Genomic DNA, 14,597 nt, shown 5'->3' on the forward strand with positions numbered 1-14,597 from the left:
GGCGCGGGGAACTGCGCGAGCAACCACCGCGCACCCGCGCCGGGTCACGGGGCGTCCGGAGACAACTCGGCCAGCATCACCGCACGCAACTCCAAGGTGCCCAGTAGGCGTTGGAAGGACTCCGCCCAGTAGCCGCCCGCGCCGGGCGCCGCGTCCTCCGACTCGTCCGGAGTCGCCGTCAACCCGGTCAGCCGCTCCCCTTCGGCGGGGTCGAGGCACCGCTCCGCCAAGCCCATCACCCCGCTGAAGCTCCACGGGTAACTCCCCGCGTCCCGAGCGATGTTCAGCGCGTCGACCACCGCCCGGCCGAGCGGCCGGGACCACGGGACCGCACAGCCGCCGAGCAACTGGAACGCCTCCGAAAGGCCGTGCGCCGCGATGAACCCGGCCACCCAGTCGGCCCGCTCCCCGTCGCCGAGCACGGCCAGCAGCTTCGCCCGCTCCGCCAGGGACACCGCGCCGGGGCCGCCCGCGCCCGGTGCGGCGGGGGCGCCGAGCAACACCCGGGCCCAGTCGGCATCCCCCTGCCGGATCGCCGCCCGGCACCACGCGGCGTGCAGATCGTCGCGCCAGCCCTCGGCCACCGGGAGCGCGAGCACCGCCCGGGCGTCCGGCACGCCCAGGCGCCCCGGCCAGGTGGCCAGCGGGGCGGCCTCCACCAGCTGGCCCAGCCACCAGGACCGCTCGCCCCGGCCCGCCGGGGCTCTCGCCAGGACGCCGTCGCGTTCCATGTCCGGGTCGCACGTCCGCGGCGCCGTCACCACGATCCCGGCGGCCCCTCCCGCGGGATCGGGGGCCACGCACGCCGCGGCCCGCTCCGCCATCCGTGCGGCGAGCGCCGAGCCGGGCAGCGCCGCGAGGAGGTCGGCCGCCGTCGCCCGGACGTTGCGGCTGCGGTCGGCGAGCGCCACCTCCAGGAACGGTTCGTCGGCCGCGCCGAGCCCCGCGCGGAACGCATCGAGGAACATCAGCCGGTCCTCCGCGCGTTCGGCGCCCCAGGTGCTGCGGAGCAGGGCCCGGGCGGCGGCCGGGTCGTGGCCGCGCACCGTGTCGAGCAGGGCGGCCCGTTCGGCGAACAGGCCCTCCCGCCAGACGCGGGCCACCGCTTGCGGCTCGTCGACGGACGGCAGCGACGATCCGGGGCCCGGGACCGCCCGCAGCACGAACCGCCACCGGGGGTTGAGCCCGGCCAACCATCGGGCTCGGGGACCCGCGTACGCGAGGACCGCGGGGCGCAGGTCCGTACGGGAACGGGCCGCGTCCAGCAGGTCGGGCAGCAGCTCCGGCGGGGGTGCGTAACCGTGCGCGTTCGCGGCGGTCAGCCACTGGGGGAGCAGCTCCGTCAGATCCGGTGCGGCGGCCCGGCGCGCCGTACCGCTCGTCCGTGGACGGTCCGCGAGCAGCACCGTCAAGCGGCGCGCCGCTTCTCGCGGGGTCGGCGGCCGGGAGTCTTCGGGCGCGGGCGCGGGCAACGGGGCCCCCGCTGCGGGTGTCAGGCCCGCGCGGCGGCGTAGGACTTCCCCGGCTGCTGCGTCCAACAGGCCCCAGGGGCCCGGCGTCACACCCGGGGTCTCCCGGCGTGCGGTGCCGAGTAGTGCGGCCACGATCCAGTCGTCCCACTTGCCGCTCACTGAATTGCCTCCCGTCCGTGCGCTTGCCTGCGGGTGCGTTGTTTCCGTGCGGTGCGCTGTTGTTTTGCGCAGTTCCCCGCGCCCCTGAGGGGGCCCTCCTCCGCGCCACCCGCCCCCGACACGCCCCCCCCCGGGTACGGGCCCCGATAGGGGCGCGGGGAACTGCGCGAGCAACCCCCACGCACCCGCACGGAACAACGCACCCGCAGGGGGACGCACCAAAGGGGCGCGGGGAACGGCGCGAGCAACCCCCACGCACCCGCACGGGACAACGCACCCGCAGGGAAAGGTGCGCCGCCCGGGGTCAGGCGAGCGATACCACCGGCCCGTCACGGGCCCACGCGGCGAGCGGTCGCAGACCCGTATGCCCCAGTTCACCGAACACGGTCACCGCAGAGCCGCCCGCGAGGGACACCAGCCGCCACAGCCCCGCGCCGCCCAGGAACCCGGGCGTCAGCGGCAACGCCCGTCCCGTCCCCGGATCGACCACCTGCCCGAGGTCCCCCGCCAGCACCGGGACCACCCCCGCGACCGTCACCGCCCGGTGCTCCGCCCAGGGATCGGCCGCCACACCCGCCCCGTACGCCGCGACCGCCTCCGCCACCCGCACCCCGGTCGGCAGCGCGAGGTCGTGCGCCGGGGCCGACACCACGGCATCCGCCCCCAGGTCCACCCGCGACCGGCCCGCCCCCGGGTACGCGACGACCGCGGCCTCCACCACGCCCCCGACCGGGAGGGACAGTGCGGGCGCCCGCCCGGCCGCCCCGTACGACAGCACCAGGGCCGTCCGCCCGGACCGCGCCCCGTGCACCCAGATCCGCCGGGTCGTCAACGGGGGCTCCACCGTGTCGTACTGCGCCAGCACCGACCACCGGTCCGGCACCGGCTCCCCCTCCGGCGCGCACGGCAGCCCGACCCGCGTCCGCACCGTGGCCGCGAGGTCCCCCGGCAACGCGTCCCGACGCAGCCAGCCCCGGGCCAACAGGTGCAACAGCGCGCACTCCTCCAGCATCCGCACCGGCCACCCCGGGCCCGAACCGGCGAGCGCGGCCAACTCCCGGGCCCGGGCGGCCAGCCCCGGCGCCTGCGCATCGACCATCCGGGCCGCCGTCTCCTCCCAGAACGCCCGCCCCTCCCGTTCCGCCGCCGCCAACCCACCGCGCAGCACGTCCGCGAGCCGCCGCTCCAACTCCTCGGCCCCGGCCGTCACCCGGGCCTCCCGCCGCTCCGCCCGCCGGCGCGCCGCGGCCCGGGCCGACGCGGCGTCGGGCCCGGCGCCGCGGTCCGACACCGCGTCAGCCCGGCCCGCCCCCCTCGCGTCCGTCATCACACCCACCCCCTGCCCAGCCATGTCACCGAAGGTAGGCCCTCCCACTGACAATCGCCCCTGACCTGCGAGTTCACCCTTCAGCTGGGTCACTGTCAGTGGCGTGGTGCACGGTGGACACCGGATCAGAACCGTCGATCTGGAGGGGGAACGCCGATGTCCGTGTCCGCGCCCACACCCACGCCGTCCGTCCGGTCGGGCACGGAAGGAGCCGAGGGGACCGAAGGAGCCGAAGAGGCGGACGGACCGGCCGCGCGGGTGTTGCGACCGCACGCCGAACACGCCTTCGCGGCCGAACTCGACGCGCTGGCCGCCCAGGACGACCGTCCGCGCCCCGAGCGCTGGCGGCTCTCCCCCTGGGCCGCCGCCACCTACCTGCTCGGCGGCACGCTCCCGGACGGCACCGCCATCAGCCCCAAGTACGTGGGCCCGCGCCGCATCGTCGAGGTCGCCGTCAGCACGCTCGCCACCGACCGGGCGCTGCTCCTGCTCGGGGTGCCGGGCACGGCGAAGACCTGGGTGTCGGAACACCTCGCGGCGGCCGTCAGCGGGGACTCCACCCTGCTCGTCCAGGGCACCGCGGGCACCCCGGAGGAGGCGATCCGCTACGGCTGGAACTACGCCCGGCTGCTCGCCCACGGCCCCCGGCGCGACGCCCTCGTCCCCAGCCCCGTGATGCGGGCCATGGCCGAGGGCGCCACGGCCCGGGTCGAGGAGTTGACCCGCATACCCGCCGACGTGCAGGACTCGCTCCTCACGATCCTCTCCGAGAAGACCCTCCCGATCCCCGAACTGGGCGAGGAGGTCCAGGCCGTCGGCGGGTTCAACCTCATCGCCACCGCCAACGACCGGGACCGCGGCGTCAACGACCTGTCGAGCGCGCTGCGCCGCCGCTTCAACACGGTCGTCCTGCCGTTGCCCGAGAACGCCGAGGCCGAGGTCGAGATCGTCACCCGGCGGGTCGAACAGCTCGGCCGTTCGCTCGACCTGCCGTCGGCACCGGACGGCGCCCGGGAGATCCGACGCGTCGTCACGGTCTTCCGCGAACTGCGCGGCGGGATCACCGCGGACGGGCGGACCAAGGTGAAGTCCCCGAGCGGCACCCTCTCCACCGCCGAGGCGATCTCGGTCGTCACCCAGGGCCTCGCGCTGGCCGCCCACTTCGGCGACGGGGTGCTGCGCCCCGCCGACGTCGCCGCCGGACTGCTGGGGGCGGTGGTCCGCGATCCGGCCGCCGACCGGACCGTCTGGTGGGAGTACCTGGAGACGGTGGTCCGCGAACGCGAGGGCTGGGCCGACCTCTACCGCGCCTGCCGCGAGGTGGACGGATGACCGGACGGTCCGGCGCGGGGCCCGCCGGACCGCTGCTGCTGGGCGTACGGCACCACGGCCCCGGTTCGGCGCGGGCCGTGGCGGCGGCCCTGGACGCGGCGGGCCCGCGCGCCGTGCTCATCGAGGGCCCGCCCGAGGCGGACGCGCTGCTGCCGCTCGCCGCGGACCCGGCGATGCGGCCCCCGGTGGCCCTGCTCGCCCATGTGCTGGACGGGCCGGGGCCCTCCGCGTCCCCGGGGGCCGCGGTGTCCTACGAGTGCTGGCCGTTCGCCGACTTCTCCCCGGAGTGGGTCGCCCTGCGCTGGGCGTTGCGGCACGGTGTCCCGGTCCGGTTCATCGACCTCCCGGCCGCCCACTCACTGGCCCGCGCGGCCCCCGAAACGCCCGATCCGGACGCACCCGACGGGGTCCCGGCGCCGCAGCGCACCGACCCCCTCGCCGTGTTGGCGGGGCTCGCCGGGTACGAGGACCCGGAGCACTGGTGGGAGGACGTCGTGGAGCACCGGGGCACCACCGCCCCCACCACGTCTGACCCCTTCGCCCCCTTCGAAGCGCTCGCCGAGGCCATGACCGCGCTCCGCGAGACGCCCCCCGACGCCGCCACCGCCGGCACCGGTACCGACCCGGGGCACGTCGACGAGTGGGACCTGATCCGCGAGGCCCACATGCGGCTGCGCCTGCGGGCCGCCCGGCGCGAGTTCGGGGACGACGTGGCCGTGGTGTGCGGCGCCTGGCACGTCCCCGCGCTGGACGCCCGCGTCACGGTCGCGGCGGACCGGGCCCGACTCCGCGGACTGCCCAAGGTCAAGGCGGAACTGACCTGGGTGCCGTGGACCCACCGCAGGCTCGCCCAGGGCAGCGGCTACGGCGCCGGCATCGAGTCCCCCGGCTGGTACGGGCACCTGTTCCGCTGCGTCGACCGTCCCGTGGAGCGCTGGTTGACCGAGGTCGCCGGCCTCCTCAGGCACGAGGGCCGGACCGTCTCGCCCGCCCACGTCATCGAGGCGGTGCGGCTCGCCGGGACCCTCGCGGCACTGCGCGGCCGTCCGCTGCCCGGCCTGCCGGAGACCCGGGACGCCGTGCGCGCCGTGATGTGCGACGGCTCGGACGTCCCGCTGGCCCTGGTCCACGACCGGCTCGTCGTCGGGGACGTCCTGGGACAGGTGCCCGACGGGACGCCCGCCGTGCCGCTCCAACGGGACCTCACCCGGCTCCAACGCCGACTGCGGCTCACCCCGGAGGCGGGGGACCGGGAGCGCCACCTCGACCTGCGCAACGAGACCGACGCGGCCCGCAGCCGACTGTTGCACCGGCTGCGCCTGCTCGGCGTGGCCTGGGGGGAGCCGTCCGAGGCGCCCGGCTCCACCGGGACCTTCCGGGAGGGGTGGCGGCTGCGGTGGGAACCGGAACTGTCGGTGCGGGTCGCCGAGGCCGGCGTGTGGGGGACCACGGTGCGCGCCGCCGCGACCGCGCGGGCCCGGGCGGACGCGGTGTCGGCCGGGCACCTCGCGGACGTCACGGCACTGGCCGAGCGCTGTCTGCTCGCCGGGCTCGGGGACGCGCTCCCGGTGGTGCTGCGGGTCCTCGCCGACCGGGCCGCCCTCGACACGGACGTCGGTCGGCTCGCCGTGGCGCTGCCCGCCCTGGTGCGTTCGGTGCGGTACGGCGATGTCCGGGGCACCGGGACCGGGCCGCTGCGGAGGGTCGCCGAGGGACTGGCCGACCGGATCTGCGTCGGCCTGCCGTCCGCGTGCGCCTCGCTGGACGAGGAGGCCGCCGTCCGGATGTGCGGCCAGCTGGAGGCGGTGCACGGCGCGGTGCGGCTGCTCGCCGAGACGGCCGAGACAGCCGAGACGGCCGGAGCGCCGGACAGCGCTGCTCCCGCCCCCGGCCCGCTGCCCCGTTGGTACGCCGTGCTGCGCGTGCTCGCCGCTCGGGACAGGGTGTCCGCTACGGTCCGGGGCCGCGCGGCCCGCATCCTGCTGGACGACGGGGAACTCTCCGAGGACGGGGCGGCCCGGCTGATGGGGCTCGCCCTGTCGCCCGGCACCCCACCCCGCGAGGCCGCCGCCTGGCTGGACGGATTCCTCGGCCAGGGCCCCGACGGCGGCCTGCTCCTCGTGCACGACCAGCGGTTGCGGAACCTGGTCGACGGCTGGCTGTGCGCCGTCCCGGAGGAGGCGTTCACGGACGTGCTCCCGTTGCTCCGTAGGACGTTCTCCGGATACGGGCCCGCGGTCCGCCGCACCCTGGGCGAACTGGTGCGCGGACGACCCCGGGCCGCGGCGACGACCGCGGGCCCCGACGGTTTCGGTCCGGAAGCCGACCCGGCCCGGTCCGCCGCGGTGCTGCCGGTGCTGGCCCTGCTCCTCGGCGCCCCGGCACCCGCCACCCCGCCCGGCCCGACGGACGACCGTTCCACCGCCCCGCACCCCGACACCGCCCCGCACTCCGAGGAGGCCCCCGCATGACCGCACCGACCGGAGGAAGCCCCGACCGTCGCGAACGGGGCCCGGCGGCCGACGAGCGGGCCAGACGCTGGCGACTGGTCCTCGGCGCGGCGGCCGACGGCCCCGGCCCCCCGCTCCACGGCCGTGACGCGGCGATGGACGGCGCCCTCGCCGCCCTCTACGAGGCTCCCGCCGCGGACCCCGGCACCGGCGGCGACCGCTCCGGCGGGCTCGGCGCCTCGGCCCCGTCCGTGGCGCGCTGGCTGGGGGACATCCGTACGTACTTCCCGTCCCCGGTGGTGCAGGTCATGCAGCGGGACGCCCTCGACCGGCTCGGACTGTCCGCGCTGCTCCTGGAACCGGAACTGCTCGAAGCGGTGGAGGCCGACGTCCACCTGGTCGGCACCCTGCTGTCGCTGCACCAGGCCATGCCGGAACGGACCCGACAGACCGCCCGTACGGTCGTCCGCACGGTCGTGACGCAGCTGGAGCAACGCCTCGCGACCCGGACCCGGGCCGCCGTCAAGGGCGCCCTCGACCGGAGCGCCAAGGTGCGTCGGCCCCGTCACCGCGACATCGACTGGAACCGCACGATCGCCGCCAACCTGAAGCACTACCTCCCCGAACACCGCACGGTGGTGCCCGAGCGGCTGGTCGGCCACGGGCGGGCCGTCGAGTCGCTCGCGAAGGAGGTGATCCTCTGCGTCGACCAGTCGGCGTCGATGGCGCCCTCGGTGGTCTACGCGTCGGTGTTCGGCGCGGTGCTGGCGTCGATGCGGTCGCTCGCCACCCGGCTCGTGCTCTTCGACACCTCCGTGGTCGACCTGACCGGGGAGCTGCACGACCCGGTCGACGTGCTGTTCGGCGCCCGGCTCGGCGGCGGCACCGACATCAACCGGGCGCTCGCCCACTGCCAGCGGCACCTCACCCGGCCGGCCGACACGGTGGTCGTCCTGATCTCCGACCTGTACGAGGGCGGGGTCCGGGGCGAGCTGCCGAAGCGGGTGGCGGCGATCAAGGCGTCCGGGGCGCAGTTCGTGGCACTGCTGGCGCTGTCCGACGAGGGCGCGCCCGCGTACGACCGGGAGCACGCGCGGGCGCTCGCCGCGCTCGGCGTGCCCGTCTTCGCCTGCACGCCCGAGGCGTTCCCCGAGGTGATGGCCGCCGCGATCGAGCGCAGACCCCTTCCCGTGCCCGTCGACTAGGCACCGCTGCGCACCGTGACCGCGGGGTCCGACCTGCCGCACACCCGCCGCTCGTGGTGGGGCGGGTCTCGTGAATCACACGCCTCCCACGTGCCCCACTGGGCCTTGTGACTGTTATCACCGCCCCCGGACCACCCGAGATTCAAGGTCCCCCGTCAGTCGGGGATAACCTGCGAGACGGACATGCCGCGTACCCGGCCGACCGTGTGCGCCCCCCAAGTGACCGCGGAGTCACGTTGCCCCTCGCGGCACGCCCACGCAGACAACGAACCGCGAGACCACGATAGGGACGGACGCGCGTGGACCTGTTCGAGTACCAGGCGAGGGACCTCTTCGCCAAGCACGGTGTACCGGTGCTGGCCGGTGAAGTCATCGACACGCCTGAGGCGGCGCGCGAAGCGACCGAGCGACTGGGCGGCAAGTCCGTCGTCAAGGCGCAGGTGAAGGTCGGCGGTCGCGGCAAGGCGGGCGGCGTCAAGCTGGCCGCGACGCCGGACGAGGCCGTCGCCCGCGCGACGGACATCCTCGGCCTCGACATCAAGGGCCACACGGTCCACAAGGTGATGATCGCCGAGACCGCGCCCGAGATCGTCGAGGAGTACTACGTTTCGTACCTCCTCGACCGCACCAACCGGACCTTCCTCGCCATGGCGTCGGTCCAGGGCGGCATGGACATCGAGGAGGTCGCGGAGAAGACCCCCGAGGCCCTCGCCAAGGTCCCCGTCGACGCCAACAAGGGCGTGACCATCGAGGCCGCCCGCGCGATCGTCGCCCAGGCGAAGTTCCCGGCCGAGGTGGCCGAGCAGGTCGCCGAGATCCTGGTGACGCTGTGGGACACCTTCAAGGCCGAGGACGCGCTCCTGGTCGAGGTCAACCCGCTGGCCAAGGTCGCCGACGGGCGGGTCATCGCCCTCGACGGCAAGGTCTCCCTGGACGCGAACGCCGAGTTCCGTCAGCCGGGGCACGCCGCCCTGGAGGACAAGGACGCGGCCGACCCGCTGGAGGCCGCGGCCAAGGCCAAGAACCTCAACTACGTCAAGCTGAACGGCGAGGTCGGCATCATCGGCAACGGCGCGGGGCTCGTGATGAGCACCCTCGACGTCGTCGCGTACGCCGGTGAGAACCACGGCGGCGTGAAGCCCGCCAACTTCCTCGACATCGGTGGCGGCGCCTCCGCGCAGGTCATGGCGGACGGCCTGGAGATCATCCTGGGCGACCCGGACGTCAAGTCCGTGTTCGTCAACGTCTTCGGTGGCATCACCGCCTGTGACGAGGTCGCCAACGGCATCGTCCAGGCCCTCCAGCTGCTCAAGGACAAGGGCGAAGAGGTCTCCAAGCCGCTCGTCGTGCGCCTCGACGGCAACAACGCGGAGCTGGGTCGCAAGATCCTGTCCGACGCCAACCACCCGCTGGTGCAGCGCGTGGACACCATGGACGGAGCGGCCGACAAGGCCGCCGAGCTCGCGGCTGCGAAGTAAGGGACGAGGTTCTCACAGCCATGGCTATCTTCCTCACCAAGGACAGCAAGGTCATCGTCCAGGGCATGACCGGGGCGACCGGCATGAAGCACACCCGCCTCATGCTCGGTGACGGCACCAACGTCGTCGGCGGGGTGAACCCGCGCAAGGCGGGCACCTCGGTCGACTTCGACGGCACCGAGATCCCCGTCTTCGGCTCGGTCAAGGACGCGATCGACAAGACCGGCGCCGACGTCACGGTCATCTTCGTCCCGGAGAAGTTCACCAAGGACGCGGTCGTCGAGGCGATCGACGCCGAGATCCCGCTCGCCGTGGTGATCACCGAGGGCATCGCGGTGCACGACTCGGCGGCCTTCTGGGCGTACGCGGTCGAGAAGGGCAACAAGACCCGGATCATCGGCCCGAACTGCCCCGGCATCATCACCCCGGGCCAGTCGAACGTCGGCATCATCCCCGGCGACATCACCAAGCCGGGTCGCATCGGCCTGGTCTCGAAGTCCGGCACGCTGACGTACCAGATGATGTACGAGCTGCGCGACATCGGCTTCACCACCGCCGTCGGCATCGGTGGCGACCCGATCATCGGCACCACGCACATCGACGCGCTCGCCGCGTTCCAGGACGACCCCGAGACCGAGCTGATCGTCATGATCGGCGAGATCGGTGGCGACGCCGAGGAGCGGGCGGCCGACTTCATCAAGGCCAACGTCACCAAGCCGGTCGTCGGCTACGTGGCCGGCTTCACCGCGCCCGAGGGCAAGACGATGGGCCACGCCGGCGCCATCGTCTCCGGTTCCTCCGGCACGGCGCAGGCCAAGAAGGAGGCCCTGGAGGCCGCTGGCGTCAAGGTCGGCAAGACCCCGACCGAGACGGCGACCCTGGCGCGCGAGCTGCTGAAGTAGTTCCCGCACCGCCAGCGCACAGCACATCACGGCCGGTGGGCCGCACCCTCACGGGGTGCGGCCCACCGGCCGTTGCGGGCACCGCTCAGCGCAGCTCCGGATGGGTCCGGTACGGGCCACGGCGCGGGGCTTCGCGGAGCAGGTCGCGCAGGGTCACCCGCTCGTCCGTGAGCGGACCGGGACCCATCCGCGGCGGGACGCCCCGCACGCTCTCCGGCGGGGCCTCGGGCGGCTCGTACGCGGTCGGTGCGGTGCGCAGGGTCAACGCCGTCGCCCCGAGGATCAGCACGGTGAACGCGATGGCCGTCCGGGTCCAGAACCGGGTGCGGCGCTCGCAGTCCTCCCGGATCGTGCCCACCCGGGGCGGTTGCAGCTTCTCGCCGCGCGCCAGCCGGTCGAGGCCCTGGTGCAGCGCGGCCGGGTCGTCCAGCCCGGGCACGCGCTCGGCCACGCTGCGGCGGGCGTTCGTCAGCCGGTTCGCCGTCGCCGGGGTGCTCGCCTCGGTCTCCGCCGCGGTCTCCGGCAGGTCCAGCCCGACACCGTCGTACAACAACAGCGTCCGGCGGTGGGCGGGCGGCAGCTCCAGCAGCGCGCCCAGCAGCGCACGGTCGTCGGGGTGCGCCGGGGGCGGTTCGGGCTGGCGGTGCGCCCGCCGGAACCGGTGCCAGGGCGACATCGCGTACTCGTACGCGGCGGCCCGCACCCAACCCGCCGGGTCCCGGTCCACGGCGACCTCCGGCCACCGCTGCCACGCCTGGTGGAACGCCCGCTCCACCGACTCCTGGGCGAGCGTCCGCCGCCCGGTGAGCAGGTACGCCTGACGCACCAGCGCGGGGGCGCTGTGCCCGTACAGCTGGTCGAACGCCTGGGTGGCGGTGAGTCCGTCGGCGCGCTCGGCGACGACCACGGAACCGTCGGCCGCGTGCCGGCGCCCGAACGGGCCCGTCACGGGCAGGGGCTGGGCGATGGCGTTCACGGATGACTGCCCTCCGGGCGGTGCGTGACTGTGGTGGCGGACCTGGCCCGCGAGCGGGGGCGCGGTGGAGCGCGGGGGCGCGGTGCCGGGGCGGCGCCCGTGGGCGGGCGGCCGGGTGGGTGCGCGGGGCGGCGCGGGCGCTCGGGCAGGGGTGGTGGGCGCCCGGGTGGCGGCCCGCCGCTCCTCCACCCCGCCCGCCGCCTCGACCGTCTCAGCCGTCCGTAGCGCCTCGACCGTCTCGACCGCCTCAGCCGTCTCCCTCGGATACGCCCGATCGGGTGCAGTGGGTTCCGCCCGCAGTTCCGCCAGCAGGGTCGCGTAGGCGTGGCGCTTGCGACCGCGCGGGTCGGTCCGGCCCGTTTCCCAGGACCGTACGGTCTCCCGGGTGACCCCCACCCGGGCGGCCACCTGCTCCTGGGTCAGCGCTCCCGCCTCGCGCAGCCGGCGCCGTTCCTTCGGCGGCGGCAGGGCGGCGGCGGGCCGGCTCACCACGGGTGCCCCGTCCTGGGGCGGGCCGACCGCGCGTACGCCGTCCCCGAGCAGACGTCGGGCCACCGAGCAGAAAAGAACATAAAAGTATCTTGAGCGACACATCCGGTAATCGCTCGTTACGCGAAGAAAGCGCGTGTCGTTGGGAGCATGGCGCGCGTGACCCGGAGCACCCCCCACGCCCTCACCGCGCCCCTGCCCGTACCGGCAGCACCCCCGCCCGTGCCCGCGCCCGCGTCGGAACCCGTACCGGAGCCCGCGCCGGCGCCCTCCCTGCTCGCGGGGGCGCGGGAACGGGCCCCCGCCTTCGGCTCCTGCATGCTCACCGGAGCGGCGGCGGCCGGGCTGGGCCTCGCCTGCCTCGCCGTGCTGGTCCTGGCCCTGTGGAGCAGCTCGCCGTACCCGGACAGCGGCCCCCAGGGTGCGCTGCACACGGCCGCCGGCGTCTGGCTCCTCGCCCACGGCGCCGACCTGGTCCGCACCGACACGCTCACCGGGGCGGCCTCCCCCGTCGGCCTCACCCCCCTGCTGCTGGCCGTGCTGCCCGCATGGCTGGTCCACCGGGCCGGCCGCGACGCCGCGCGGTCCGGACGGGGCGGGGTGGCGACGGTCTGGTCCGGGGTGGTCGCCGGCTACCTCCTGGTCGCGGTGGTCGCCGCCGGGTACGCCTCGGGCGGTGACCTGCGGCCCTCCTGGCCGAGCGGAGGCGTCTGGATCCCCGCGCTGGTCGGTCCCGCCGCCGCGGCCGGCATCTGGACCGCGCACGGGCGACCGCGCCCCACCTGGCCGCCGCCCGGGTCCGGCCGGGCGGCCCGCTTCCCGCTGCTCCGCGGCGACGGGCGGGGCGCCGCCTGGCGCAAGCACGTGTGGTCGGGGGTGCTCGTCGGGTGGACCGGAGCGCTGGTGCTGGTGGGCGCCGGGGCGCTCGTCGTCGGCGCCTCACTGCTGTGGCACGGGGACGCGGTCCGCGCCTCGTTCCCCGGGCTCACCGACGGGTGGTCCGGACAGTTCACGGTGCTCCTGCTGGCGCTGGCGCTGGTGCCGAACGCCGCGGTGTGGGCCGCGGGGTACGGGCTCGGGCCCGGGCTGCTGCTCGGTTCCCCGGTGCCCGTCGGTCTCCTCACCTCCGGGTACGCCGGTCCGTTGCCGCCGTTCCCGCTGCTCGCCGCGGTGCCCGGCGGGGGCGCCGGGTGGGCGTCCTGGGGGGTCCTCGTCGTTCCGCTGGCCGCGGGGGCTGCGGTGGCGTGGGCCGCGGGGCGCCTGGGCGGCGGGCCGTGGTGGGTCGCGTTGCGCGTGCTGGAGGGGGCGGTGTGGTGCGGGGCCCTTGCCGGGGGGTTCGCGGTGGTGTCCGGCGGGGCTCTGGGGTCCGGGGCGTTGGCCCACGTGGGTCCCGTGTGGTGGCAGTTGGCGTTGTCCGCGATGCTCTGGACCGCGGTGGTCGGTGTGCTCTTCGCTGCGCGTGCGCTGTTCCGCTCGGGTGCGCGGTGCGATTCGCGCAGTTCCCCGCGCCCCTGATCGGGTGCGTTCGCCTGGCGGTGCGTTGTTTTGCGCGGTGCGCTGTGGTGTTGCGCAGTTCCCCGCGCCCCTATCGGGTGCGTTCCGTCTCGGGGTGCGCTGCCCGTGCCCCTGATCGGGGCGCCTTCCGGAGTCGCTGGTACAGGTGCGCCCCGATAGGGGCGCGGGGAACTGCGCGAACCCACCGCGCACCCGAGCAGAACCAGCGCACCGCCAGGTGGACGCCCCTGACAAGGGGCGCGGGGAACTGCGCGAACGGCACCGCGCACCCGAGCGGAACAGCGCACGCGCAGCGGATCGCACCCGAGAACCGCCCGACCGGACGTCAGTCCTTCGTGCTGAGGAGCGGCCGCAACTGATCCGGCAACAAGTCCTCGCAGGACTCCTCCTGCGGAACGGTCAACGCGTCCCGGACGCACACGTAGTAGTCCCGGTACACCAACTGCGCCGTGAACGTCGCGGCGACCATCGCCAGCGCGAGCCCCCCGGTGACGAGCCCACTGATCGCCGCGGTGCTCATCGACCGCGGGGTGACCCGACCGGCGCCCCCGGTGGCAGCGGCGCCCCCGTTCCCGGAACCGGAGCCGGAACCGTTCGCAGCGGACCCCGTACCGGAACCCGTCGCGTTCCGCTCGCCCCGCGGCGGCACGCCCCGCACCGCGCTCACGCCCCAGTACACCGCCAGGGCACCCAACATCAGCGCCACGTACGGCCAGCTGAACAACGCGAAGAAGAAAGCCCACATGCCGGTGAGCAGCGAGTACCGGGCCCGCCGCTGCGACGGGTCCGTGGGGTCCCAGCGCATGCCGGACTGCTGCCCCTCGGGGCCGCCGCCCTGCTGGCCGGGTCGGTCACCGAACCGGCCGGCGGAGCGCCCGGGCTGCCGATCGCTCCACTGGCCGCCCCAGGGGCCGCGCCCGCCGCGCTCGTCGTCCTCGCCGCCGGAACCGCCGGAACCGTCGGAGCCCTCGGGGCGCCGGGGCCGCCACGGCCGGTCGGGGCTGCCCTCGGGCGGCGGTGCGTAGGGGTTGTCCTGGTCCGCGCCGGGCCGGCTGCCGGAGCCGTTCTCGCTGCCGGAGCCCTCCCCGCCGTGCGGAGCGGGTGCCCCCTTGGGCTCGGTCTGTCCGCGGTCCCGCAGCAGGACGGCGCCGTGGGTGGACCCGGGCGCGGGCCACGTGTGCTGCGGCAGGAGTCGGAGGCTGGGATCCGGCATCAGGTGTGCGACTTCCCCTCGGTGGAACGCGGTGGATCTCGCGCGGTCCACCGATGCGGCCGGGACGATCCGGCCTGAG

10 protein-coding genes are annotated in these 14,597 nt (G+C 75.5%); 6 read left to right on the forward strand and 4 right to left on the reverse strand.

Features of this window, described 5'->3' with window-relative positions:
• Nucleotides 1-44: 44 nt before the first annotated feature.
• Entirely contained in the window at nt 45-1,631 is a 1,587-nt protein-coding gene (locus ACFWIA_RS03930) for a DUF5691 domain-containing protein (RefSeq protein WP_387000085.1), read from the reverse strand.
• Between the two features lie 304 nt (nt 1,632-1,935).
• Nucleotides 1,936-2,958: an SWIM zinc finger family protein gene (locus tag ACFWIA_RS03935; RefSeq protein ID WP_387000087.1), complete on the reverse strand. Its 1,023-nt coding sequence runs from the start codon at nt 2,956-2,958 to the stop codon at nt 1,936-1,938.
• Nucleotides 2,959-3,114: 156 nt separating this feature from the next.
• Here ACFWIA_RS03935 and ACFWIA_RS03940 point away from each other — a divergent pair, with 156 nt between their 5' ends.
• The 5 genes from ACFWIA_RS03940 to sucD all read left to right on the forward strand — a co-directional run bounded on the left by ACFWIA_RS03940 (nt 3,115) and on the right by sucD (nt 10,325).
• Nucleotides 3,115-4,290, forward strand: coding sequence for an AAA family ATPase (locus ACFWIA_RS03940; RefSeq protein ID WP_387000089.1), 1,176 nt, complete (start codon nt 3,115-3,117; stop codon nt 4,288-4,290).
• Nucleotides 4,287-6,761 (forward strand): DUF5682 family protein, encoded by a 2,475-nt coding sequence (locus ACFWIA_RS03945; protein WP_387000090.1) that lies wholly within the window; start codon nt 4,287-4,289, stop codon nt 6,759-6,761. The genes ACFWIA_RS03940 and ACFWIA_RS03945 overlap by 4 nt, the downstream gene beginning before the upstream one ends.
• Nucleotides 6,758-7,945, forward strand: coding sequence for a VWA domain-containing protein (locus tag ACFWIA_RS03950; RefSeq protein WP_387000093.1), 1,188 nt, complete (start codon nt 6,758-6,760; stop codon nt 7,943-7,945). The genes ACFWIA_RS03945 and ACFWIA_RS03950 overlap by 4 nt, the downstream gene beginning before the upstream one ends.
• Nucleotides 7,946-8,244: 299 nt before the next feature.
• A complete protein-coding gene (sucC, locus tag ACFWIA_RS03955) occupies nt 8,245-9,423 on the forward strand; it encodes an ADP-forming succinate--CoA ligase subunit beta (RefSeq protein ID WP_387000095.1) in 1,179 nt (392 codons plus the stop codon).
• A 20-nt stretch (nt 9,424-9,443) separates the two neighbouring features.
• Nucleotides 9,444-10,325 carry a succinate--CoA ligase subunit alpha gene (sucD, locus tag ACFWIA_RS03960; RefSeq protein ID WP_385493497.1) on the forward strand — a complete coding sequence of 294 codons (882 nt, stop codon included), beginning with the start codon at nt 9,444-9,446 and terminating at the stop codon, nt 10,323-10,325.
• Nucleotides 10,326-10,410: 85 nt separating this feature from the next.
• Here sucD and ACFWIA_RS03965 read toward each other — a convergent pair whose 3' ends face one another.
• Nucleotides 10,411-11,793, reverse strand: a complete 1,383-nt coding sequence (locus ACFWIA_RS03965) for a helix-turn-helix domain-containing protein (protein ID WP_387000180.1) — start codon at nt 11,791-11,793, stop codon at nt 10,411-10,413.
• Between the two features lie 156 nt (nt 11,794-11,949).
• On the opposite strand from ACFWIA_RS03965, the gene ACFWIA_RS03970 reads away from it, so the two are divergent.
• Nucleotides 11,950-13,305: a DUF6350 family protein gene (locus ACFWIA_RS03970; protein WP_387000098.1), complete on the forward strand. Its 1,356-nt coding sequence runs from the start codon at nt 11,950-11,952 to the stop codon at nt 13,303-13,305.
• Nucleotides 13,306-13,630: 325 nt separating this feature from the next.
• On the opposite strand, the gene ACFWIA_RS03975 is transcribed toward ACFWIA_RS03970, so the two are convergent.
• Nucleotides 13,631-14,518: a hypothetical protein gene (locus ACFWIA_RS03975; protein WP_387000100.1), complete on the reverse strand. Its 888-nt coding sequence runs from the start codon at nt 14,516-14,518 to the stop codon at nt 13,631-13,633.
• Nucleotides 14,519-14,597: the final 79 nt, after the last annotated feature.

This window comes from Streptomyces sp. NPDC127068 (genome assembly GCF_042724695.1).
Classification (GTDB): domain Bacteria; phylum Actinomycetota; class Actinomycetes; order Streptomycetales; family Streptomycetaceae; genus Streptomyces.